A 21,699-nucleotide genomic window follows, 5' to 3' on the forward strand; every position below is an offset into this window, starting at 1 on the left:
TCCCTCGGGGAGTCGGCCCGGACGGTATCTCCGTCCGGGCCGACTTTGCCGCTGCGGTTTCCACGAGGCCTCGTGTTCTCGTCACGCACCGTGCGCTGTAACGCGAGGTACGTGGCAAAGACCCCAGGCCTCGTGGGAAACCGGACGGGGGGTGTGACCCTTGCCACGCAACTTTACATTTGCTACCTTCCTGTAAAGCGACCTAGGAGGTTGGGCATGACGATCGAGGCAACTGTCGACGGAACGGTCATCAGGTGGCGCGACAAGAAGCGGTACCTGTGGATCATCGGCGCCATCGTGCCGCTGATCCCGGTCTCGATGTGGGGACTGTACGTCCTGACCGACTCGACTCTGGCGTGGTACTTCGGCCCGTTCTTCGTCTTCGTGATCATCCCGATCATCGACCTCATCGTGGGCCGCGACGGCGAGAACCCTCCTGGAAGAGCCCCATCGAGGCCATCGAGGACGACCGTTACTACCGTTGGGTCACCTACGCCTTCATCCCCGTGCAGGTCATCGGCCTGATCTGGGGCGCCTACCTGCTGGGTGGTGGCACCCTGCCCGGCATCGACGACCCGCTGACCGTCGCCCAGAAGATCGGCCTGTCCCTCGGCCTCGGCATGGTTGCCGGCATCGGCATCAACACCGCGCACGAGCTCGGGCACAAGAAGGAGGAGTACGAGCGCTGGTTCGCCCGCGCCGCCCTCGCGCAGACGTTCTACGGACACTTCTTCATCGAGCACAACCGCGGCCATCACGTCCGAGTCGCAACGCCCGAAGATCCCGCCAGCGGACGACTCGGCGAGACCGTCTGGGAGTTCATGCCCCGCACCGTCGCAGGCAGCCTGACCAGCGCCTGGGAGCTGGAGAAGAAGCGGTTCGCCCGGCAGCAGAAGTCTCACTGGTCGCTCAAGAACGACGTGCTCAACGCCTGGGCCTTCTCCATCGTCCTGTGGGGCGGGCTCATGATCGCCTTCGGCTGGCAGATCCTGCCCTACCTCGTGCTGCAGGCCGTCGTCGGAATCTGGCTGCTCGAGTCGGTCAACTACCTCGAGCACTACGGGATGAAGCGCCGCAAGCTCGACTCCGGACGCTATGAGCGGGTCCAGCCCAGCCAGCAGCTGGAACTCCGACAACATCGGAACCAACGTGCTGCTCTACCACCTGCAACGCCACAGCGATCACCACGCCAACCCGACCCGCCGCTACCAGGCGCTGCGTGACTTCAAGGAGGCGCCGGTCCTGCCCACGGGCTATGCGGGCATGATCGTGCTGAGCTGGGTGCCGCAGATCTGGCGCTCGGTCATGGACAAGAAGGTCATGGGGCACTACGACGGTGACCTGAGCCTCGCCAACGTCCACCCACGCACCGCCAAGAAGTACGAACGCAAGTATCAGGAGGTCGCTGCATGAGCCGCTTCGTGTGTCCCAACTGCGAGTACGTCTATGACGAGCAGACAGGGCATCCGCGCGAGGGCTGGCCGGCCGGGACGGCGTTCGCCGACATCGACGCCGACTGGACGTGCCCCGACTGCGGAGTACGTGAGCAGGTCGACTTCGTGCCGTTCGAGGAGTTCGCCGGCAACGACCAGGACGGCAACATCATCGCCGCCGAGACACGAGCACAGGCTCGATCGGCACAGAACCCGAAGGAGACGCAGTCGTGAAGCGTTGGGAATGCCTGCAGTGCGGGTTCATCTACGACGAGGCCGAGGGCTGGGAGGAGGAGAACATCCCCGCCCGGCACCCGCTGGGAAGACATCCCCGACGACTGGTCCTGCCCCGACTGCGGAGCCGCCAAGGCCGACTTCGTCATGGTCGAGCTGGTCTGATGGGCATGGGGGGAGGACGATAGCTGGCGCGTGGTCATCATCGGCGCCGGGATCGCGGGCGTCAGCGCGACCGGAGCACTGCGATCGGCTGGCTACGACGGCGAGATCGTGGTCGTCGGCGACGAGCCCGAGCTGCCCTATCGACGTCCGCCGGTCTCCAAGGAGATCGTCCGCGGCGACAAGGACGCCGACGAGATCAGGATCAAGAAGGCCGCCTGGTACGACGACCAGCAGATCGAGCTGCGCACCGGCGTCCGGGTCGAGTCGATCGACGTGGGTGCGACGGCGCTGGTCCTCGAGACCGGGGAGACGCTGACCTACGATCGGCTGCTGATCGCGACGGGCGGACGTGCCCGCAACCCGTGGTCGGCAGCGGGAGCGCACACGTTGCGCAACCTGGCAGACGTGCCGACCCTGCACAAAGAGCTCATGGCCGGATCGCCCGTCGTCGTGGTGGGAGCCGGTCTGATCGGATCGGAGATCGCCGCGAGCGCGCGCGAGCTCGGCTGCCCGGTGACCCTGCTGGAGTCGGCTGCGCTGCCCCTGCCCAAGCTGCTGCCCGCCGAGCTCGGGCAGATGTACCTCGACCTGCATCGAGATCGCGGCACCGACCTGCACACCGACGTCACGGTGTCCTCGATCCGTGACGTCGACGGCTCGACGGTCGTGGAGGCCGCCGACGGTCGCTCGTGGACGGCCCCCGTGGTGGTGGTCGCGGTCGGCATGGAGCCGCACGTCGAGCTCGCCGAGGCGGCCGGCATCGCGATCGCCTCAGCCGCTGACGGCGGCGGGATACTGGTCGACGAGCACGGCCGAACCTCTGTCGCGGGCGTGTACGCCGCCGGCGACGTCGCCAATCAGCCTCACCCGGTGCTGGGCGGACGTCACCGGGTCGAGCACTGGCAGGGAGCCCAGAACCACGGCGCGGCCGTCGGCAAGATCATGGCCGGCGGTGACGCCCCGTTCGTCGAGGTGCCGTGGTGCTGGTCCGACCAGTACGGTGCCAACCTGCAGGTCGTCGGCTGGCCCGAGGCCGGCCACGAGCCGTCGTCGACGGATCACTGACCGAGCACGACTTCATCGCCTACCTGCTAGATGACGGTGTCGTCCGGGCGGCGGTCTCGATCGGGCGACCGCGCGAGATCCGCACGGCTCGGGCCTGGATCGCAGATCAGGCGCGACTCGCCGACGTCCGGGTGTCCTCGACGTGACCGAGCCGGTACGCATCCGTCTTCTCGACGCGGCGCACGGGATCATCGAGTCCGATGGCTGGAACACCGTCACGATGGCCCGGATCGCCGAGGTGGCCGGTGTCAGCCGTCAGACCGTCTACAACGAGTTCGGCACCAAGCACGGTCTGGCCGAGCAGCTCGCGATGCGTGCGGCTCGACCGGTTCCTGACCGTCGTGCGTGAGCGCATGGAGTCGCAGGACGAGATCGTGGCGAGCATCCGAGCGGCGTGCGAGGGAGTGCTGGAGCTGGCCGAGCACAGCCTGCTGGTGCGCACCATCGTGGGTGCCGCACCAGGTGACCAGGACGCCGACTTCCTGAAGATCTTGACCACCGAGTCCGGCGAGATCGTCGAGGCGGCGGTCGTGGTCGTCGAGCAGTCGATCCACCAGCTGTACCCCGACACACCCCTCACCGAGGCGGAGCTGTCCGTGGCAGTCGAGCTGGTCGTCAGGCTCGTGCTGTCGGCGATCACCCGGCCGTCCAAGTCGCCGGCGGCCGCTGCGGCCGACATCGCGTGGATCGTCGACCTGGCGCTCAAGGGCGCCCGAGATCGCCTGAGCGGTCCGTCGATCAGGGGTTGACCGGGTCGGGCGTGGGGACCGTCGGCAGCGTCGGCGTGGGCAGTGTCGGCGTCGGCTCGGTCGGCGTCGCGTCCTGCGGCGTCAGGGGAGCAGTGGTCCCGTCGCCCGTCACGTAGACGAGTCGGCCGTCGGCCAGCCGGTAGACCGTGCCGACCTGCGTGCCGCGGCCGACGGTCTTGACGCCCTCGTCGGGTACCTCTTCGATCGTCTCTCCGGGCTTGATCGTGACCTCGCCGAGCGCCGGCTTGGTCAGTCCGCCGTCCTTGACGGCGTCGGACAGCCCCAGCGACGACAGCGCCGCCAGCAGGAATGCGACGGCCAGGACGATGCCGATGTCGAACATGTTGACGAGCCCGTCGAGCGGATCGCCGGCCTTGTCGTGGTGGACCCGTGCGCGGGGAGTGACCTTGATCATGACTGCTTGTCCGCGGTGGGGCTCGGCACCGGCGGGGCGGGCGGAGCCGACGAGACCGACGAGACCGAAGGCGGCACCGGAACCGGAGCCGTGACGGTGGGTGCTGCCGTGGAAGCCGGGGCGTCGTTGACTGCCTTCGCAGGAGCAGACGGTGCGATCGAGGCGGCGGCTGAGCCGTCGTCGGTGAGGATCGCGGCAACGTACTCCAGGTCGGAGAAGTCTTGGCCGTACAGGCGCTCGCGGAACAGCGACAGCGCCAGTGCGACGACACCGATCAGGATGCCCAGCACCGTGATGCTGAATGCCAGTCGCAGGTTCTCGGTCAAGGTGTCGACGTCGCCTCGGGCGAGCCCGTCGAGTGCCGGTGCCAGCGGGATCAAGGTGCCCATCAGACCGAGCGCCGGACCGAGCCGGACGAGCAGTCGTGTGCGTCCCAGACGGGCCTGGCGGCCGAAGTCGAAGTCGGCGAAGCTCCTTGGCGATGCGGGTGTCGGCGCCCGGCTTGCTGACCGCGTCGATCAGCACCTTGAAGGCCTTGCCGACTGGTCCGCTCCACGCGACGGTCTGCAGCAGAGCCGATGCCTCGTCGGTGCGGTTCTCGTCGACGGCCCGGCGGGCGGCTGCACCCGACTTGGCCAAAGCGGCGAACGTGCGGTTGCGACGCTTGACGGCTCGGTGATGAAGGCGCCGACCTCGACCAGGACAGCGGCGAGTGCGAGCAGGGTGAGGATCACCACCGGCAGCTCGAGCACTTCCGCGACCCGGAAGATGAAGTCGTAGATCTTTTCGCTCATGCACGTCTCCTGAGGTGGCGCAGTCTGTTTCGGAACCATCGGGTCTCACTGGCCGCGCCTGCTCCGACGAGCAGCACGATCGCGAAGGCCGCGACTGTCCATGTCGCGAGTCGCTTGCGCACCGAGGTGGTGCTGGCCGGGGTCGGGTCGGCCGAGGCCTGGGTGCCGGGGATCGCCTCGGGGGTGCCGCCGGGGACGATCTCGGCGCCCGCCAGCACGTAGCCTTCGACGTCCACGAGGCCGTCGTCGACCGGGACGTCCTCGGTCGGCTCGTCGTCGAACGGCTCCTCGATCGGATCGGGCTCGGGGAAGTCGGTCGTCGGTGGCGTGTACGGAGGGACGTATCCGCCGGTGCCGCCGGTGACGCCACCGCCAGTGCCACCACCGGTGCTGGTCGTCGGCTTGGGCTTCGGCGGCGGTTTCGCGACCTTGATCGGGAGCACTGCCGAGCGTCCGTACGAGCCGTCGGCGCCACGGACCGTGACGTAGGCGTCGTACTCGCCCTTCTTGAGGTAGCGGTGGGACGGTGACTTGTCACCACGGCCCGGGCCACGGTCGTCGCCGAACTCCCAGCGGTACTCGAAGTCCATTCCCTTGTCGCCATTGGGGTCAACCGAGAACTTCGGAGCTTCCTTGGTCGTCGGTGCGCTGTTGCTGACGGTTGCCGTAGGTTCTAGGCAGCTGCCCGTGGTGTGGATCGTGAGATCAATCCGCCCGGTGGCGGTGAACAGGTCGGGCCCGTTGACGTCGTTCTTGTCGGTCATCGGCCTGAAATAGCCAATTTTGCCGTTGCTGAGTGCATAGACCGAGGGCGAGGCGTTCTTGTAGTACGGGTACGCCGTGCCGGAGTCGTCGCCGAAGGCCGGCTTGTCGAGCACACGGGGGGAGCTGTCGGCGAAGGTGGCCTCAGAGAACGTGACGTCGCCGACCAACTCGGCATCCACCGTGTCGAGGAGTTTCCGCAACGTCAAAGCGCGGCCGGGGTCGGGCTCTGGGTTCCTCAGGAGCGCCAGCCTTGGTGCGTCTGGCGTAGTTGGAAGTCGCGACGTCGGCCATGGTTCTGATCTCTTGGGCAGTGAAGTACTTGACCCTCGTGCGGTCGATCTCAAAGTCGTTGGTCGACACCACCGTGACGCGCACGCACGACTGGCTGGGGTCCTTGCACCCATTGGCGGCCGAGACTGGCCCCGCTGCGAGGCCGACCGACGTGGAGGCCAGTGTCAATGCCAGGAGTGCGGCGGCGCGCCGAACAGCAACACGCATGTCAAAGCTCCTCCCGTGCGGCCCCTGTAGATCCCGATGAACTCTACGGCCTGTTCCAAGTATGCGAACTGCTATTGCTGTGACAAGACGACGGGGTAGGACAAACCGTGATCAGGTGCGCGCGACAGGGAGTCAGAAACGGTAGCCTGACGGACGGGCGCCTCACCTCGACGTGCTTGATCTGTCGCTGTGACCCCAGAAAAATAATAGGATGCGGTGTCCGCAAATCGGTATGGAAGGTGTGGTGTGACAAGTCGAAGCCGGGGCGAGCTTCGATTCGAGATCGCCGTCATCCTTGCGGGACTCACGGCGGTCGTCATATCGCTGGTCCGGTGGCGCTTCGGCCTGCCAGAGCTCAATGTCGTCACGATCGCGGCCCTGGTCCTGGTGCCTCTGGCCGTCAGGCTGCAGACGTCGATCTCTCGTGATCCGACTGACTTGACGCTGGGCGTCGCTTCTGCCGCACTGTTCGCAGGCGGTTTCGACGAACGGGCGACGATCCTGCCGATCTGGGCGGCGCTGATCTCCGCCAGCTACTTCGCCTTCTACCGTGACGACACCGGCGGGCAGTTCCGGGCTGCGATCCAGATCGTGGGCGGTGCGGCCCTGATCGCGGGGGCGAAGTTCGCCGACTTCGGGATCCCGCCCTACGACCGGGTGTTCGCGGGCCTCGCGGCCTACTTCCTGACGATCTCGGCCCTCGAGATCGCGCGCCGACTCCTCGTCAGCTCTGACGGTGAAGGCAAGATTCCCCGGTTGCGCTGGACCTGGACCTTCCTGATCGGTCTGGCCGCGTTCTACATCGGGTGCGTCCTGGCTGCGGTCCACGACGTCGAGACCGGTCGCCCGCTGGCAGTCGTGCCCAGCCTCGTCGTGATCGTCGTCGGACTGACCGCGATCGTCGTCGGCCAGACGATGCGCAACCGCGAGCTCAACCGCAGCGTCGAGGCACTCTCCGGTGCAGCGGTCACGATGCCCTGGCGCAAGGACGTCATCGCCGAGACGCTCAGCCTCTGGGGTGCCAAGGGGCTGCGGGTCAAGGAGGTGCGGGTCGGCGACAACCCGGGCACGCGCTCAGACCTCGCGGTCCCGCTGATCGACGGACGGTACGCCGTCGCCGAGCGCTCCTCCGGTGGGTTGCCGTTCACACAGGTCGAACGACACGTCCTCGAAGCGCTCGCCAACATGGCCGACACGTCGCGGCGAGAGTCCGAGCAGCGCGAGAAGCTGCGCGACCGGGCCAACACCGACGGTCTGACGGGCTTGTCGACGTACACCTACTTCCGGGAGATCCTGGCCGAGGTCAGCCGCCTGCGCAGCCCCGGTGAGTCGATCGCGATCGTGTTCATCGACCTCGACGGCTTCAAGGAGATCAACGACCGGTACGGGCACATCGTGGGCGACCGGGCCATCCAGGTGCTGGCCGAACGATTCATCAAGCACACCGGCGACAGCGAGAACGTCACCCGGTACGGCGGCGACGAGTTCGCGGTGCTGGTGCGACGCGTCGCCGACTATGCCGGGCTGACCGAGGAGTGTGAACGACTCACCGCGCTGGTCAGTCGACCGATCACGGTCGGCGAGCACACGCTGCGACTGCGCGCGAGCATCGGCTCGGCGTTGTCGTCCAGCGCCGACGACCAGCTGGAAAGCTGGTACGGGCCGCCGACCAGCAGATGTACCAGCGCAAGCGGGCCGTCCATGCCGACGACAAGGAGGTGACGTCGCGCATCGACGAGGGCGTCCGTCGTGCCATCGTCGAGGGACGCCTGGCCACGGCCTACCAGCCGATCGTCAACCTGGCGGCCAACGCGGTCGCGAGCCTGGAGGTCCTGGTCCGGTACACCGATCCTCAGATGGGCTCGATCCCGCCGCCAGTCATCGTGGAGTCGGCGATCCGGCTCAACATGCTCGACGACATGACGTTGCAGGTGCTAGACCAGGCGATCGAGACGATGATCGAGAGTCGTATCCACGTCCCCGGGCTCCGGTCGTTCTCGATCAACCTCGAGCTCGAGCAGATGATGACGTGGACGCCGCTGCTGCAGCGCATCGCCGACTGCCAGGCTTCCCACGGCATCCGGGTCCTGATCGAGATCTCCGAAGGGTCGATCGGACGCTGGTCCGAGGCCAATGCCGACATCTCGTGGCGGCTCCAGGAAGCCGGCGTGCAGATTGCGATCGACGACTTCGGATCAGGATTTGCCGGTCTCGGCTCGCTGTACCTGCCGCGGGTCGACGTCGGTGAAGCTCGACCGCAGCCTGTTGACCGACCTGGCTGATCCGCGCCAGACCCTCGTGGTGACGCGGGCGACGGCGATGCTCAACGAGCTGGGTTTCTGGGTCGTGGCCGAGGGGATCACCAACCTGCACGAGGCCTCTGTGCTGCGCGAAGCCGGTGCGACCCACGTGCAGGGCTACCTCTATGGCCGGCCAGAAGACCGCCAGACGACGTTGCAGCGGTTCCGCGAGCACGGCCTCGTCCCGCTGCCCGACTGATCAGGGTCGGGCCGGACGATCAGATCCAGCGGTCGAGCCACATGCGGTGGTGCCAGGCGTCGTAGGGGATGAGGTCGTCGGTCAAGATCGGGTGGAAGTACCAGAACATGACGACGGCGGCCAGCGCGTACAGGGCGATCGTCAGCCCCGCGGCATAGGTCGACCGCGGACTCGAGCGGCTGCGCCAGATCGCGTCGGCAACCAGCGAGATCGCGATGATCGTGAACGGGATGACCGTGACGGCGTAGAACGAGAAGATCGGCCGGTCGGCGTTGAGGAACCACGGCAGCCAGCACACGGCGACCCCGATCACCGGCAGTCCCCACGTCCAGCGGCGGGTCTTGATCCACATGACGAGCGAGCCGAGGAGTGCCACGATGCCGGTCCACCAGATCAGCGGATTTCCCAGGATCAGGATCTCCCGCACGCACTTCTCGCCGGCGGCCTGGCCGCACTGCAACGTCGCGGGGAGGTCGAACTGGGCATCGGCGCCCACCGGGCGGACCTGCAACAGCCAGGTGGCCGGATGGGACTGGTAGGGATGGGTGACGCCGTCGAGGTTGCCGGTGTGGAAGTCGTACGTCATGACGTGGAAGTGCCACAGCGACCGCAAGGCGTCCCAGGTCTCTCCGCCGAGTCCGGTCGTCGGCTTGTCGACGTACGATCCCCACGGCTTGGAGTAGTCGCCGTACCCGTGGCCAAAACGTGCTTCGTAGACCTCGTGGTGCACCAGGAAGCCCGTCCACGAGACGAGGTACACGACCAACGCCACCAGGACGATCGAGGCGAAGGCCGGAACCCCGACGATGAGCGTCGTGCGCAGCCAGCCGTGGTGCATCGCGGTGCGCGGGTTGCGCCGTCTCATGACGACCTCCCACACGACCACGACGATGCCGAACACCGCGAGGACGTACACGCCGCTCCACTTGGTGGCGCACGCCATGCCGAAGCTGACACCTGCCAGGAGTTGCCAGGGCCGCCACAGCCGGTAGGTCCCGAGGCGCTCCTTGATCCAGTCGCGGTCGGCGACCAGGCAGGCCACGCCACAGACGATCCAGAACGTCAGGAAGATGTCGAGCAGCGCGAGTCGTGACATCACGAAGTGGGCGCCGTCGACGGCCAGGAGCAGGCCGGCGAAGCAGCCGATGAACGTCGAGCCGGTCATCCGGCGCACGAGCCGGGCCAGCACCAGGACGGTCAGCGCGCCGATCACGACGCCGGAGATGCGCCAGCCGAACGAGGTGAATCCGAAGACCTGCTCGCCGAGGGCGATGATCCACTTGCCGCCGTCGGGGTGCACGATCCATGACGGCTCGCCCGTCATCAGGCCGGTGAGGTTGCCCTTGACGATCTCGCCATTGGCTTTCTCGACGTAGTCCTGGACGTAGCCGTGCTGCAGCAACGACCAGGCGTCCTTGGCGTAGTAGGTCTCGTCGAAGACGAACTTGTTGGGGTAGCCGACGTTCCAGACCCGCAGGACGAACGCCAGCAGCGCCACGCCGATCGGACCGATCCAGCCCCAGGCACGTGCAGGGACCCGGGACACGTGATTCACGGGCCCAGCCTGGGGGCGCACCCCGGAGGGGGTGGATGCGCAACAGCATTCGGTCCGCCCGCCCCTGGCGCGGTGCCCAGTCCTGGCGCGGTGGCTTTTCAACCGCATTCGGCGAAATGAGGTTGCTGGGACACCGGCCCGGCAGGATGAGGTTGCGGATCCACCGACCCCGGAGGGCGCCGGAGCGGCGGGATCCACAGGTGTCGGGGCGACCCCGGCCGTCCACAGGCGGACGTCGGAGGGCAGCGCGAGAAGTCGCGGACCGTGAACGCTGCGTGGATGCGACCATGTCGACCCGTCCCAGACCATCTCGCCGACCGTGCGTTCAGCCGCGTGGAAGCTTTCGCTGCAGGCATGACCCCGCGGATGCTGCAGCACAAGCGTTTTGTGCAGGTCCGTTCCTCGGTGTATCGGCTCGCCGACATCGGCTCGACGACCTCGGGATCGTCGCTGCCGCCCGACTGACCCTCCCGCCCGATGCGTTGATCAGCCACGGCACCCGGCTGTGGCTCCTGGGGTGCCGAACGAGGACAGCTGACTCCGTTGCACTTCACCGTGGCGCGAGACCTGCACCTCGTCTTCGACGAGATGAAGCTCCATCGAACCGTCCTCATGCCACCGAACGACGGTGTGATGGTGAGCGTGGAGGCCGCATTCGTGGGTTATGCGGCGACCGCTCGACCGCTCGACCGCTCGACCTGATCGTCGTCGGTGACTGGCTCCTGCATCGACGTCACATGACGGAGGCGTCACTGTCGGCCTTCGTCCGGACACAGCGGTGGCGCCCTGGAGCAGAGCAGGTCATCGAGATCCTGCCGTTGCTGGACGGGCGGGCGCGTTCGATGCCTGAGTCGGAGGCGCGGGCGTTCCTGGTGACCGCTGGGCTTCCGACGCCTCAGGTCAACCACGACGTTCACGATGCGGAGCACAGGTTCTTGGGTTGCGGTGACCTGGTCTACCTCCTGTGGCGGCTCATCGTGGAGTACGAGGGCGGGCAACACTGGAGCGACGCCGATCAGATCGCCAGCGACGCTGATCGCTACGCAGGTCTGCGGCGCAACGACTGGGCCTACGTCCAGATCACCAAGAAGCACCTCGCACGCCCAAGTCGATGGTCCGCACGGTGCATCGAGCTCTGGTCGCGCAGGGATATGACGGCCCCGCGCCGGTGTTCGACGAGCGGTGGGACGCCTTGTTCAAGGCGCCTCGCAACCAGTCGTTGCGTCGAACGGCCTGACGCTGCCCCAGGCGCGGTGGATTCGCAACCTCATTGCGCCGCCCTGCCCCGGGCGCGGTGGTTTATCAACCGCATTCGGCCGGATGAGGTTGCTGGGACACCGGCCCGGCGGGATGAGGTTGCTGGGACACCGGCCCGGCGGGATGAGGTTGCGGATCCACCGACTCCGGGGGTGGATGGGAGACTTGGGCCCATGTTGATCCTCGCTGCGACGCCCATTGGTCAGGTCACCGATGCGAGCGGCCGCCTGGCCGCCGCGCTGACCACCGCCGATGTCGTCGCGGCAGAGGACACCCGACGTCTCAAGCGGCTCGCCGCCGACCTCGGCGTCGAGATCAGCGGCCGAATCGTGTCGTACTTCGAGGGCAACGAAGAACGTCGTACCCCCGAGCTGGCCCAGGTGCTCGAGGCCGGTCAGACGATCGTCCTCGTGACCGATGCCGGCATGCCGAGCGTGTCCGATCCGGGCTACCGGCTCGTCGTCGCGGCCATCGCCGCAGATGTGAAGGTCACCGCGATCCCTGGTCCGTCTGCGGTGCTGACGGCCCTCGCCGTCTCGGGGCTGCCGGTCGACAGGTTCTGCTTCGAAGGTTTCCTGCCGCGCAAGGCCGGGGAGCGCACCCGTGCGCTGAAGGAGCTCGCGGCCGAACGCCGCACCATGGTGTTCTTCGAGTCGCCGCACCGCACGCAGACCTCGCTGGAGGCGATGGCCGAGGTGTTCGGCGGCGACCGCGCCGCAGCGGTGTGCCGCGAGCTCACCAAGACGTACGAAGAAGTCGCCCGGGGTCCTCTCGACGACGTCATCGCGTGGGCGAAGGCCCAGGAACAGGGCATCCGCGGCGAGGTGACGATCGTCGTCGGAGGCGTTGTCGCCGAGCTGCGCACCTACGCGCCCGACGAGCTCAAGGCGCTGGTCGCCGAACGTCAGGGCGAAGGGCTCAGCCGCAAGGACGCGATCGAGCAGGTCGCCGGTGAGACGGGCATCCGCAAGAAGGACGTCTACGACGCTGCACACAGCTGAATCCACAGGCACCTGACACCGGGTTGAGAAGTGTCGCGAGTGGAGCCAAAATGGAGCCATGCCCAACATCCAAGTAAAGAACGTGCCGGATCAGGTGCATGCTGTCCTGCGTGACCGGGCAGCTTCACGTCACCAGTCGCTCCAAGAATTCATCCTTGAGACACTGATCGAGACGGCGAGGACTCCAACGGACACCGAGTTCTTCGAGCGCTACCGCGCGGACCTCGAGGCGTTGGACGACGGTCGACCTCCGGTCACGCGCCAGATGATTCTCGACGCCTTGGAGGAAGGCCGTGCAGGTCGTTGACGCCAATGTGGTGATCGACGCGTTGAGCCTGCGAGGGAACGTCGGTGACTCGGCGAGGGAGGTCATCGCGCGCCGCACGACGGTCGTTCCCCACCTGCTGGATGTTGAGGTGCTGCACGTCCTGCGTCGTCTCGAACGTCGGGGCTTCCTGTCCGGACCGCAGGCAGGACGTGCGGTCCGCGGGCTGAGCGAGATGCCGGTGACCCGACGTTCGCACCATCCCCTCATTCCCCGCATCTGGGATCTGCGCGACAACCTCACCCCCTACGACGCGTCATATGTGGCCCTCGCCGAGGCACTTGGCTGCCCGCTGGTGACCGCTGACGCCCGGTTGGCTGCGGCCCCGGGCGTCCGTTGCGAGATCGTCGTGCTGAGTGCCTGATGCGACTCACTAGACTCGACGACGTGTCAGACCAAACGTTCTACGTCACCACGCCCATCTACTACGTCAACGACGCGCCCCACATCGGGCACGGCTACACGACGGTCATGGGTGACATCATCACGCGGTGGCACCGCCAACGTGGCGAGAACGTCTGGTACCTGACCGGCACCGACGAGCACGGCCAGAAGGTCCTGCGCAAGGCCGAGGCCAATGGCGTGACCCCGCAGCAGTGGGTCGACAAGCTCGTCGACGAGGAGTGGAAGCCGCTCCTGAAGACGATCGACGTCGCCAACGACGACTTCATCCGCACCACCGAGCAGCGTCACCTCGATGGCTCGAAGGCGTTCTGGCAAGACCTCAACGACCGGGGCGCGGTCTACAAGGGATCGTTCAGCGGCTGGTACAGCGTCGGCAGCGAAGAGTTCGTCGGTGACGACGACGTCGCCGACGGTGAGGGCGACGACAAGGGCTTCAAGGTCTCGACGCTTGACGGCAGCCGGGTCGAGCACATGACCGAGGAGAACTACTTCTTCCGGCTCAGCGACTACCAGCAGAAGCTGCTCGACTTCTACGAGGCCAATCCGACGTTCATCCAGCCCGAGTCGGCCCGCAACGAGGTCATCTCGTTCGTGTCCCGCGGACTGCGTGACCTGTCGATCTCACGGTCGACGTTCGACTGGGGCATCCAGCTGCCCTGGGACGACAAGCACGTCATGTACGTGTGGGTCGAGGCGCTGCTCAACTACGTCACGGCCATCGGTTACGGCGCCGATCAAGAACGCTTCGACAAGACCTGGCCAGCCAGCATTCACATCGTCGGCAAGGACATCGCCCGGTTCCACGCGGTCATCTGGCCAGCGATGCTGATGGCCGCCGGACAGCCGGTCCCCGGCCAGGTGTTCGCCCACGGCTGGCTGCTGGTCGGCGGGCAGAAGATGAGCAAGTCCAAGGCCAACGGCATCCGGCCCGACGAGATCGTCGACACCTTCGGATCTGACGCCTACCGCTACTACTTCGCCCGCGCCTTGACGTTCGGCTCCGACGGCTCGATCTCGTGGGAGGACATCAGCGCCCGCTACCACGCAGAGCTCGCCAACGGCTTCGGCAACCTGGCGTCCCGCGTCGCGGCGATGATCGGCAAGTACTTCGACGGAGCGCTTCCGGCCGCCGGCGAGATCACCGCTGCCGAGCAGAAGGTCATCGACACCGTCGCAGCGGCGGTGCGCGATGCCGATGACGCGATCGAGAAGGTTGCGCCGCAAGACGCCCTCGCGGCGATCTGGCGCATCGTCGACGGCTCAACGGATACATCACCGAGCAGGCCCCGTGGAAGGTCGCCAAGGACACTGAGTCTTCGGAGGGTGGGGCCAGAGACCGGTTGGCCACGATCCTCACCACCGCCGCTGAGGGGCTGCGGGTCCTGGCTGTCCTGCTCAACCCCGTGATGCCCAAGGCGTCGGCAGGGTTGTGGGATGCGCTCGGCGCGGAGTCGACGTTGGGTGCACTGGCCGACCAGCGCATCGACGCCGTTGCCGCGTGGGGACAGCTGCCCGCCGGCACGACGATCACCAAGCCCGACTCGTTGTTCCCGCGCATCGAGGCTCCGGCGGAGTGACTGTCACCCACGGCTGGCCGCAGGCACCGGAGGCGTTGCCGTCACCGGTGGTCGACAACCACTGCCATCTCGACCACCGGGCCTACAGCAAGGGCATCGAGGGCGGTCTGCTGATCCCGGTCGACGAGGCCCTCGACCGGGCTGCGGATGTCAACGTGACCCGCGTGGTCCAGGTCGGCTGCGATCTCGAGGGATCGCGCTGGGCCGTCGAGACCGCTGCGGCCTATCCGTCCGTCGTGGCGGCGGTCGCTCTGCACCCTAACGAGGCGCCGCGGCTGGCATCAGCCGGCCAGCTCGACGCGGCCTTGGCCGAGATCGATGCGCTCGCGCAGTCCGGCGATCACGTTAGAGCCGTCGGGGAGACCGGGCTCGACTACTTCCGCACCGGCGAGGACGGACGGGAGGCGCAGCACACCTCGTTCCGCGAGCACATCCGCATCGCGAAGCGACATGACAAGACGCTCGTGATCCACGACCGCGACTCCCACGACGACGTCCTCGCGGTCCTCGACGACGAGGGCGTGCCTGACCGGGTCGTGATGCACTGCTTCTCCGGCGACGCCGACTTCGCGCGGGCTTGCGTCGAGCGCGGGGCCTACTTGTCGTTCGCCGGGACGGTGACCTTCAAGAATGCTGAGAACCTTCGCGAAGCGCTCCGCGTGACTCCCGCCGACCGTATTCTGGTCGAGACCGATGCGCCTTTCCTCACACCGATTCCACACCGGGGTCAACCGAACGCTTCGTTCATGATTCCCCTCACGGTGCGATTCATGGCTGAAATTGCAGGCAAGACGGTCGAAGAGCTGTGCAAGGACATCGATGTGAACACTGATCGCGCATTCGGCGGGCGCTGGGCTCAGCGTCGGTGAGAGGCGGGGTTGAAATGCCAACGGTTTTGAGGTTCAGGAGGTCGCAGTTATGGTTGAAAGTCGGCCCAGCCATCGACTTTCGAGGAATGCAGTGCCCCAGGATTCGAAACCAGTGACCCCAGCCAAGACCCCCGGACGCCGCGTCAAGCACCGCCAGCGCAAGTCCGTCCAGCTCATCGCCCTCAACATCGCGATCCTTCTCGCGGTCGGCGGCGGCACCGCAGCCTACGGCGCCATGAGCCAGACCGTGACCCTGAAGGTCGACGGCGAAAGCACGTCGATCCGCACGTTCGGCAGCACCGTCGGCGACGTGCTGGACGATCACGAGGTCACGCTGCGGGCCGGCGACAAGGTCAACATGGCCCCCACCAGCGGCCTGTCCGACGGCGACACGATCGACGTCGCCTATGCCAAGCCGCTGACCCTGACGGTCGACGGCAAGGTGTCCAAGCAGACGGTCTTCGACCGCACGGTCGACGAGGCGATCACCTCGCTGGGTCTGGCTGCGTCGCCCGATGCGTACGTCTCGGTCAAGCGTTCGGCTGCTGTGCCGCGCACCGGCATGGCGCTCGTGATCAGCTCGCCCAAGAAGCTGACGATCGTCGCCGACGGCGACAAGAAGACTGTCACGACCAAGACGCCGACGGTCTCCGGCGTGCTCGCCGAGGCAGGTGTGACCCTCGACCAGGACGACGAGGTCAAACCGGCGCTCGACACGTACGTGACCCCCGACGACAAGGTTCGCGTCGTCCGCATCAAGAAGATCACCAAGACCGAGATGGTCAAGCTCAAGCACAAGACGCAGGTCAAGGAAGATCCCGAGGCGTTGGTGGGTGAGACCACCGTCGTCAGGGCCGGCCAGAACGGCAAGGCCCGCGAGCGGGTCACGCTCGTGTACGCCGACGGCAAGCTGCGCAAGCGCACCGTGCACTCCACCAACGCCGTGAAGCCCCCGGTGACCGAGGTCGTGTCGCGTGGCACGAGCCGCACCGCCCCCCGACAGCGTCTGGGACAAGATCGCCCAGTGCGAGTCCGGCGGCAACTGGTCGATCAACACCGGCAACGGCTACTACGGCGGCCTGCAGTTCAGCGCTGCGACGTGGAAGAGCGTCGGTGGCCCTGGGCTGCCGCACCAGAACAGCCGCGAGGTGCAGATCAAGTACGCCAAGATCCTGCAGGCGCGCTCCGGTTGGGGCCAGTGGGGCTGCGCACATGCGAGGTTCAACTGACGCCACCGAGGCTTCTCGGAGCCGCTGACATCCGTCGGCTCGCCGAAACGTGTGGGATCCGTCCCACCAAGCAACGTGGCCAGAACTTCGTCCACGACGCCAACACCGTCCGCCGCATCGTCAAGGCGTCGGGCATCACGCCCGATGACGTTGCAGTCGAGATCGGTCCTGGTCTCGGTTCGTTGACCCTCGGCCTGCTCGAGGTCGCGCGCCACGTCACGGCGGTCGAGATCGACGACGTGCTGGCCGGTCAGCTGCCGGCGACGTTGGCTGAGTTCGCGCCCGATCAGGTCGGAGCCTTCGACCTGGTGCTGGCCGATGCCATGAAGGTCACCGAGCTGCCTGGCCCGGCGCCGACGGCGCTGGTCGCCAACCTGCCCTACAACGTGTCAGTACCGGTGCTGCTGACCTTCCTCGAACGGTTCCCGTCGATCCGTACCGGCCTGGTGATGGTGCAGGCCGAGGTGGCTCACCGGCTGGCTGCGGTGCCCGGCTCGAAGATCTACGGCATCCCTAGCGTGAAAAGCTGCGTGGTACGCCGATGTAAAGCTCGCCGGCTCGGTCGGCCGCAACGTGTTCTGGCCGATGCCCAACGTCGAGTCCTCGCTCGTGGCGTGGACGCGGCGTGAGCCGCCAGGGGACGAGTCGCTGCGACTGAAGACGTTCGCGGTCGCCGACGCGGCCTTCGCCCAGCGTCGCAAGACCATGCGTGCGGCCCTCGCCTCGCTGGCGGGGTCCGGTGCTGCTGCCGAAGAGGCGCTCGTCGCCGCAGACATCTCGCCCCAGGCGCGCGGCGAACAGCCACGGTCGAAGACTTCGCCCGTCTCGCCACGCACTTCTAGGCACCGCATTCCGCGCGCCGTGCGGTGAGGTTGTGGCTAGTCTGGCGGCGTGATCGTGGACGAGCGGATCTGGCGGGTTGCCGACGACCCCTTGGTGCGCCCGACGGGGTCGGGTGACCTGAGCGGTGAGAGCGTCGCGGTCAAGGACGTCTTCGCCGTCGCGGGTCACCGGATCGGGGCCGGCAATCCGGCCTGGCTGGACGAGGCCGTTCCGGCGGCTCGCGCACGCCTGGGCAGTCGAACGTCTGCTGGCCGATGGCGCCTCGGTTCGTGGCATCACCCGGTGCGACGAGTTCGCGTACAGCCTGGCCGGCACCAACGTGCACTACGGAACGCCGCCTAATCCGCTCGCCCCGCACCGGGTGCCCGGGGGCTCTTCGTCAGGTTCGGCCTCGGCAGTGTCGATGGGCTTGGCGTCGATCGGCTTGGGCACCGACACCGGCGGGTCGATCCGAGTTCCGGCGGCCTACCAGGGCCTGTGGGGCATCCGGACGACTCACGGTGCTGTCCCCGTCGATGGATTGTTGCTGCTCTCTCCGGGTGCCGACACGGTCGGCTGGCTGACCCGCGACGCCGGGCTGCTGGCCCGAGTGGGTCGCTCGCTGCTGCCCGTCGACAGCGCCAAGCCCGGTGAGCTTGTCGCCGTCGACGGCCTGCTGAACCTCGCCGAGCCAGGGGTGCGCGACGTCGTCGGCGAGATCGCGCGAACGGTCCCGCGCATCGACTGGCCGATGGCCGAGATGCGCAGCGTGCTGACAGCATTTCGCACCCGGCAGGCATTCGAGGCCTGGCAGGAGCGAGGAGCCTGGATGGCATCCCACCTCCACGCACTCGGGCCGGGCGTGCGAGCGCGGTGGGAGTGGGCCGCCTCGATCACGCCTGAGGTCGGGGACGAGGCTAGGCGCGAAGTAGCTCGTCATGGCGCGGGGATCCGTCGGCTGTTGGGCGATCGGGTCCTGGTGCTGCCCTCGGCATCCTCCGTCGCGCCGCCGCTGCGCCGGGCCAAGGACCTCGAGCTGCTGCGGCGCACCACGATGCAGCTGACGTGTGTGGCAGGCGCCGCCGGGCTGCCGGCGGTCAGCGTCCCTCTCGTGACGGCGAACGGACTGCCAGCCGGCGTGAGCCTGGTCGGCCCAGCCGGGTCCGACCGGGCGCTCATCGAACGAGCCACTAGGTTGAACAGGTGAGCTCTGCCAACGTTCGTGTCCCCGCCAAGATCAACCTGTGCCTGGGCGTCGGGCCTGTGCGCGAGGACGGCTACCACCCGTTGGCGACGGTCTACCAGGCCGTCGACCTGCACGACGAGGTTCGGGCGACGCTGCGCGACGACGACGAGATCACCGTGGCTGTCCACACCGAGCTCGATGCACTGTCGGAGATCGCGATCGTCCCAGAGAACAGTGACAACCTCGCGGTTCGTGCGGCCTTGCTGCTGCGCGAGCGAACGGGCACCCTGCTCGGCGTCGACCTGGCGATCCGCAAGGTCATCCCGGTCGCCGGCGGCATGGCCGGTGGTTCGGCCGACGCCGCAGCGGCGCTCGTCGCCTGCAACGAGGCGTGGGGGACTGGTCTGAGTCGCGCAGCTCTGGAGCAGCTCGCCAGCCAGCTGGGCAGCGACGTGCCATTCCTGCTGCACGGCGGCAATGCGGTGGGTGGCGGCCGCGGCGAGACGATCAGCCCGGTCCTGGCTCGTGGCTCCTACAACTGGGTGTTCGCGACGGCGCACGAGGGACTGTCGACGGCTGCGGTCTATGCGGAGTTCGATCGACTCAACGCTGGTACCGAGGTCGCGCACCCGACCGTGCCAGATGCGCTGCTGGCTGCCTTGCGCGCAGGCGACGCCGATGCGCTCGGCGCTGCACTGTCCAACGACCTGACCGAGGCCGCCCTGTCGCTGCGTCCAGAGCTCGCCGACACGCTCGCGGTCGGCATCGAGGCGGGTGCGCTGGGCGCGATCTTGTCGGGCTCAGGCCCGACCGCCTTGTTCCTGGCCTCCGACGAGCAGCACAGCCTCGACATCGCCTTCGCCCTGACGAGCGCCTCGGACTGCGCTGACGTCATTCAGTCACGCGGCCCAGTCACCGGCGCCCGCCTGATCTGAACGCTGAGGAGGTACTTGCCGCCCCCCGAAGAGGTAGTTATCGCCCTCTGAGGAGGCAGTTGCCGCCCTCGGGATAAAGGGCTGTAAGTGCCTCGTGAAGGGGCGGTAAGTACCTCGTCAGCGGTTAGGACTCGAGGAGCTCGGTCAGCTCGAGCCAGCGCTCCTCGTGGGCGGCGATCTTGGCCTCGAGGTCCTGGATCTCGGCGGACAGCTTCGTCAACGACGGGACGTCCGTCGGATCGACCTCGGTCAGCTCGATCTGGGCAGCGGCGATCCTGGCCGAGAGCTTCTCGATCTTGCGGTCGATCGAGCCGACCTCCTTGCGGGCGTTGCGCTCGTCCCCGCTCGACAGGGACGACTTCTTGACGTGGCCGGCCGAGGACGGGTTCGACGCCGACGGGCCGGACACCGCATCCTGCTTCTTGCGCAGGTCGAGGTACTGGTCGACGCCGCCGGGCAGGTGCCGGAAGTGGCCGTCCATGATCGCGTACTGCTGATCGGTGATGCGCTCGAGCAGGTACCGGTCGTGCGAGACGACCAGCAGCGTGCCGGGCCACGTGTCGAGCAGATCCTCCATCGCGGCGAGCATGTCGGTGTCGAGATCGTTGGTCGGCTCGTCGAGCACCAGCACGTTGGGCTCGTCGAGCAGGATCATGAGCAGCTGAAGTCGGCGCTTCTGCCCGCCCGACAGGTCCTTGACGGGAGTCGACATCTGCGCGCTGGAGAAGCCCAGCCGTTCGAGCAGCTGCGACGGCGTCATCTCCTTGCCGCCGGAGACGTACGAGGTGCGCTGGCGGCCGACGACATCGCTGACCCGGTCGTTGCCGACGTCCTTCAGCTCGTTGAGCTCCTGCGTCAGGGTGACGACCCGGATCGTCTTGCCGCGCTTGACCCGCCCGGACGTGGGCTGGACCTTGCCGGTGACCAGGCCCAGCAGGGTCGACTTGCCAGCGCCGTTCGCGCCGAGGATCCCGGTGCGCTCGCCGGGGGCGATGCGCCACTCGACGTTCTTGAGCACAGGCTTGTCGTAGGAGACCGACACGTCGAGGATGTCGACGACGTCCTTGCCCAGGCGTGACGTCGCCATCTGCTTGAGCTCGATCGTGTCGCGGGGGGCGGGCTCGTTCTCGATCAGGGCGTTGGCGGCGTCGATGCGGAACTTGGGCTTGCTCGTGCGGGCCGGGCGCCGCGGCGCAACCAGGCGAGCTCCTTGCGCATCAGGTTCTGCCGCTTGGACTCGGTCGCGGCAGCATGACGGTCGCGTTCGACGCGCTGCAGGATGTACGCCGCGTAACCGCCCTCGAAGGGTTCGACGATGCCGTCGTGCACCTCCCAGGTCGCGGTGCAGACCTCGTCGAGGAACCAGCGGTCGTGGGTCACGACGAGGAGCCCGCCCGCATTGGCTGACCAGCGTTTCTTGAGGTGGCCGGCGAGCCAGGTGATGCCCTCGACGTCGAGGTGGTTGGTCGGCTCGTCGAGGAACAGGACGTCGTCGTCGCCGACCAGCAGCCTGGCCAGCGCGACGCGGCGGCGCTGGCCGCCCGACAACGTGCTGATCGTGGCGTCCCAGGCGATGTCGGAGACGAGTCCGGCGATGACGTCACGGACCTTGGCGTCGCCGGCCCACTCGTAGTCTTCCTTGTCGCCGACGATGGCGTGGCCGACGGTGCCGTCCTGGTCGAGGGTGTCGGTCTGGTCGAGCATCCCGATCGTGACGCCGCCGCGTGTGGTCACCCGGCCGGAGTCAGGCTGCAGGACGCCGGTGAAGATGCGCAGCAGCGTCGACTTGCCGTCGCCGTTGCGACCGACGATGCCGATCCGGTCTCCCTCGTCGATGCCGATCGTGACCGACTTGAAGACGGTCTTGGTCGGGAAGTCGAGGGCGATCTGTTCCACGCCGAGAAGATGTGCCACTGCGCAA

The 21,699-nt window shown here is 67.3% G+C and carries 28 protein-coding genes and 4 pseudogenes; 25 read left to right on the forward strand and 7 right to left on the reverse strand.

Annotated features, from left to right (window positions below):
• The first annotated feature begins 216 nt into the window (after positions 1 to 216).
• The 9 genes and pseudogenes from ACHMWU_RS11820 to ACHMWU_RS11860 all read left to right on the forward strand — a co-directional run bounded on the left by ACHMWU_RS11820 (position 217) and on the right by ACHMWU_RS11860 (position 3,646).
• Positions 217 to 525, forward strand: a complete 309-nt coding sequence (locus ACHMWU_RS11820; protein WP_396043885.1) for a hypothetical protein — start codon at positions 217 to 219, stop codon at positions 523 to 525.
• The gene (locus ACHMWU_RS11825; RefSeq protein ID WP_396043887.1) at positions 507 to 1,223 is read left to right on the forward strand and encodes an alkane 1-monooxygenase; all 717 of its coding nucleotides are present in this window, start codon (positions 507 to 509) and stop codon (positions 1,221 to 1,223) included. Before ACHMWU_RS11820 ends, ACHMWU_RS11825 begins: the two co-directional genes overlap by 19 nt.
• Positions 1,150 to 1,413, forward strand: a complete 264-nt coding sequence (locus ACHMWU_RS11830) for a hypothetical protein (RefSeq protein ID WP_396043889.1) — start codon at positions 1,150 to 1,152, stop codon at positions 1,411 to 1,413. The genes ACHMWU_RS11825 and ACHMWU_RS11830 overlap by 74 nt, the downstream gene beginning before the upstream one ends.
• On the forward strand, positions 1,410 to 1,667 hold the full coding sequence (locus ACHMWU_RS11835; RefSeq protein WP_396043891.1) for a rubredoxin: 258 nt from the start codon (positions 1,410 to 1,412) through the stop codon (positions 1,665 to 1,667). Before ACHMWU_RS11830 ends, ACHMWU_RS11835 begins: the two co-directional genes overlap by 4 nt.
• Positions 1,664 to 1,832: pseudogene (locus ACHMWU_RS11840) on the forward strand (rubredoxin). Before ACHMWU_RS11835 ends, ACHMWU_RS11840 begins: the two are co-directional and overlap by 4 nt.
• A gap of 30 nt (positions 1,833 to 1,862) precedes the next feature.
• The gene (locus tag ACHMWU_RS11845; RefSeq protein ID WP_396043893.1) at positions 1,863 to 2,897 is read left to right on the forward strand and encodes an NAD(P)/FAD-dependent oxidoreductase; all 1,035 of its coding nucleotides are present in this window, start codon (positions 1,863 to 1,865) and stop codon (positions 2,895 to 2,897) included.
• The gene (locus ACHMWU_RS11850; protein WP_396043895.1) at positions 2,813 to 3,043 is read left to right on the forward strand and encodes an oxidoreductase C-terminal domain-containing protein; all 231 of its coding nucleotides are present in this window, start codon (positions 2,813 to 2,815) and stop codon (positions 3,041 to 3,043) included. Before ACHMWU_RS11845 ends, ACHMWU_RS11850 begins: the two co-directional genes overlap by 85 nt.
• Complete coding sequence (locus ACHMWU_RS11855) at positions 3,040 to 3,246, forward strand: TetR/AcrR family transcriptional regulator (protein WP_396043897.1); 207 nt, start codon at positions 3,040 to 3,042, stop codon at positions 3,244 to 3,246. Before ACHMWU_RS11850 ends, ACHMWU_RS11855 begins: the two co-directional genes overlap by 4 nt.
• The gene (locus ACHMWU_RS11860) at positions 3,212 to 3,646 is read left to right on the forward strand and encodes a hypothetical protein (protein WP_396043899.1); all 435 of its coding nucleotides are present in this window, start codon (positions 3,212 to 3,214) and stop codon (positions 3,644 to 3,646) included. Before ACHMWU_RS11855 ends, ACHMWU_RS11860 begins: the two co-directional genes overlap by 35 nt.
• On the opposite strand, the gene ACHMWU_RS11865 is transcribed toward ACHMWU_RS11860, so the two are convergent.
• The 4 genes from ACHMWU_RS11865 to ACHMWU_RS11880 form a co-directional block, all read right to left on the reverse strand.
• Positions 3,636 to 4,061, reverse strand: a complete 426-nt coding sequence (locus tag ACHMWU_RS11865; RefSeq protein ID WP_396043901.1) for a DUF2149 domain-containing protein — start codon at positions 4,059 to 4,061, stop codon at positions 3,636 to 3,638. The genes ACHMWU_RS11860 and ACHMWU_RS11865 overlap by 11 nt on opposite strands.
• Positions 4,058 to 4,498 carry a MotA/TolQ/ExbB proton channel family protein gene (locus ACHMWU_RS11870; protein ID WP_396046684.1) on the reverse strand — a complete coding sequence of 147 codons (441 nt, stop codon included), beginning with the start codon at positions 4,496 to 4,498 and terminating at the stop codon, positions 4,058 to 4,060. Before ACHMWU_RS11870 ends, ACHMWU_RS11865 begins: the two co-directional genes overlap by 4 nt.
• Before the next feature lie 81 nt (positions 4,499 to 4,579).
• Positions 4,580 to 4,855 (reverse strand): hypothetical protein, encoded by a 276-nt coding sequence (locus ACHMWU_RS11875; RefSeq protein WP_396043903.1) that lies wholly within the window; start codon positions 4,853 to 4,855, stop codon positions 4,580 to 4,582.
• Entirely contained in the window at positions 4,852 to 5,799 is a 948-nt protein-coding gene (locus ACHMWU_RS11880) for a PKD domain-containing protein (RefSeq protein WP_396043905.1), read from the reverse strand. Before ACHMWU_RS11880 ends, ACHMWU_RS11875 begins: the two co-directional genes overlap by 4 nt.
• Before the next feature lie 565 nt (positions 5,800 to 6,364).
• Here ACHMWU_RS11880 and ACHMWU_RS11885 point away from each other — a divergent pair.
• Genes ACHMWU_RS11885 through ACHMWU_RS11895 form a run of 3 tightly spaced genes read left to right on the forward strand, consistent with a single transcriptional unit; the run spans position 6,365 to position 8,617 of the window.
• Positions 6,365 to 7,840: a diguanylate cyclase domain-containing protein gene (locus ACHMWU_RS11885; protein WP_396043907.1), complete on the forward strand. Its 1,476-nt coding sequence runs from the start codon at positions 6,365 to 6,367 to the stop codon at positions 7,838 to 7,840.
• Positions 7,795 to 8,400: an EAL domain-containing protein gene (locus ACHMWU_RS11890; protein ID WP_396043909.1), complete on the forward strand. Its 606-nt coding sequence runs from the start codon at positions 7,795 to 7,797 to the stop codon at positions 8,398 to 8,400. Before ACHMWU_RS11885 ends, ACHMWU_RS11890 begins: the two co-directional genes overlap by 46 nt.
• Positions 8,363 to 8,617, forward strand: a complete 255-nt coding sequence (locus ACHMWU_RS11895) for an EAL domain-containing protein (RefSeq protein WP_396043912.1) — start codon at positions 8,363 to 8,365, stop codon at positions 8,615 to 8,617. The genes ACHMWU_RS11890 and ACHMWU_RS11895 overlap by 38 nt, the downstream gene beginning before the upstream one ends.
• A 19-nt stretch (positions 8,618 to 8,636) precedes the next feature.
• On the opposite strand, the gene ACHMWU_RS11900 is transcribed toward ACHMWU_RS11895, so the two are convergent.
• Entirely contained in the window at positions 8,637 to 10,172 is a 1,536-nt protein-coding gene (locus tag ACHMWU_RS11900; RefSeq protein WP_396043914.1) for a dolichyl-phosphate-mannose--protein mannosyltransferase, read from the reverse strand.
• A 543-nt stretch (positions 10,173 to 10,715) separates the two neighbouring features.
• On the opposite strand from ACHMWU_RS11900, the gene ACHMWU_RS11905 reads away from it, so the two are divergent.
• The 13 genes and pseudogenes from ACHMWU_RS11905 (at position 10,716) to ACHMWU_RS11965 (ending at position 19,778) form a co-directional block, all read left to right on the forward strand.
• Positions 10,716 to 10,874: a hypothetical protein gene (locus ACHMWU_RS11905; protein WP_396043916.1), complete on the forward strand. Its 159-nt coding sequence runs from the start codon at positions 10,716 to 10,718 to the stop codon at positions 10,872 to 10,874.
• Positions 10,875 to 11,283: 409 nt separating this feature from the next.
• Positions 11,284 to 11,409 carry a hypothetical protein gene (locus ACHMWU_RS11910; RefSeq protein WP_396043918.1) on the forward strand — a complete coding sequence of 42 codons (126 nt, stop codon included), beginning with the start codon at positions 11,284 to 11,286 and terminating at the stop codon, positions 11,407 to 11,409.
• 193 nt (positions 11,410 to 11,602) lie between these two features.
• On the forward strand, positions 11,603 to 12,430 hold the full coding sequence (gene rsmI, locus ACHMWU_RS11915) for a 16S rRNA (cytidine(1402)-2'-O)-methyltransferase (protein ID WP_396043920.1): 828 nt from the start codon (positions 11,603 to 11,605) through the stop codon (positions 12,428 to 12,430).
• A gap of 58 nt (positions 12,431 to 12,488) precedes the next feature.
• A complete protein-coding gene (locus tag ACHMWU_RS11920; RefSeq protein ID WP_396043922.1) occupies positions 12,489 to 12,737 on the forward strand; it encodes a FitA-like ribbon-helix-helix domain-containing protein in 249 nt (82 codons plus the stop codon).
• Positions 12,724 to 13,119 (forward strand): type II toxin-antitoxin system VapC family toxin, encoded by a 396-nt coding sequence (locus ACHMWU_RS11925; RefSeq protein ID WP_396043924.1) that lies wholly within the window; start codon positions 12,724 to 12,726, stop codon positions 13,117 to 13,119. The genes ACHMWU_RS11920 and ACHMWU_RS11925 overlap by 14 nt, the downstream gene beginning before the upstream one ends.
• Positions 13,119 to 14,357, forward strand: a pseudogene (gene metG, locus ACHMWU_RS11930) (methionine--tRNA ligase); the annotation flags it as partial. The gene ACHMWU_RS11925 and the pseudogene metG, both read left to right, overlap by 1 nt.
• 74 nt (positions 14,358 to 14,431) lie before the next feature.
• Positions 14,432 to 14,737 (forward strand): hypothetical protein, encoded by a 306-nt coding sequence (locus ACHMWU_RS11935; RefSeq protein ID WP_396046686.1) that lies wholly within the window; start codon positions 14,432 to 14,434, stop codon positions 14,735 to 14,737.
• A complete protein-coding gene (locus ACHMWU_RS11940) occupies positions 14,734 to 15,606 on the forward strand; it encodes a TatD family hydrolase (protein WP_396043926.1) in 873 nt (290 codons plus the stop codon). Before ACHMWU_RS11935 ends, ACHMWU_RS11940 begins: the two co-directional genes overlap by 4 nt.
• Positions 15,607 to 15,841: 235 nt before the next feature.
• Positions 15,842 to 16,528, forward strand: a pseudogene (locus ACHMWU_RS11945) (ubiquitin-like domain-containing protein); the annotation flags it as partial.
• Between the two features lie 52 nt (positions 16,529 to 16,580).
• The gene (locus tag ACHMWU_RS11950; protein ID WP_396046688.1) at positions 16,581 to 16,835 is read left to right on the forward strand and encodes a transglycosylase family protein; all 255 of its coding nucleotides are present in this window, start codon (positions 16,581 to 16,583) and stop codon (positions 16,833 to 16,835) included.
• Positions 16,832 to 17,677, forward strand: a pseudogene (gene rsmA / locus ACHMWU_RS11955) (16S rRNA (adenine(1518)-N(6)/adenine(1519)-N(6))-dimethyltransferase RsmA). Before ACHMWU_RS11950 ends, rsmA begins: the two are co-directional and overlap by 4 nt.
• 125 nt (positions 17,678 to 17,802) lie before the next feature.
• Positions 17,803 to 18,864 carry an amidase family protein gene (locus ACHMWU_RS11960; RefSeq protein ID WP_396043928.1) on the forward strand — a complete coding sequence of 354 codons (1,062 nt, stop codon included), beginning with the start codon at positions 17,803 to 17,805 and terminating at the stop codon, positions 18,862 to 18,864.
• Positions 18,861 to 19,778, forward strand: a complete 918-nt coding sequence (locus ACHMWU_RS11965; protein WP_396043930.1) for a 4-(cytidine 5'-diphospho)-2-C-methyl-D-erythritol kinase — start codon at positions 18,861 to 18,863, stop codon at positions 19,776 to 19,778. Before ACHMWU_RS11960 ends, ACHMWU_RS11965 begins: the two co-directional genes overlap by 4 nt.
• Positions 19,779 to 19,902: 124 nt before the next feature.
• Here ACHMWU_RS11965 and ACHMWU_RS11970 read toward each other — a convergent pair whose 3' ends face one another.
• Both ACHMWU_RS11970 and ACHMWU_RS11975 read right to left on the reverse strand, forming a co-directional pair.
• On the reverse strand, positions 19,903 to 20,865 hold the full coding sequence (locus ACHMWU_RS11970) for an ATP-binding cassette domain-containing protein (RefSeq protein WP_396043932.1): 963 nt from the start codon (positions 20,863 to 20,865) through the stop codon (positions 19,903 to 19,905).
• A 44-nt stretch (positions 20,866 to 20,909) separates the two neighbouring features.
• The gene (locus tag ACHMWU_RS11975) at positions 20,910 to 21,692 is read right to left on the reverse strand and encodes an ATP-binding cassette domain-containing protein (protein WP_396043934.1); all 783 of its coding nucleotides are present in this window, start codon (positions 21,690 to 21,692) and stop codon (positions 20,910 to 20,912) included.
• Between the last annotated feature and the right edge of the window lie 7 nt (positions 21,693 to 21,699).

Origin of the sequence: Aeromicrobium sp. UC242_57 (assembly GCF_044452305.1) — a bacterium.
Taxonomy (GTDB): Bacteria; Actinomycetota; Actinomycetes; order Propionibacteriales; family Nocardioidaceae; genus Aeromicrobium.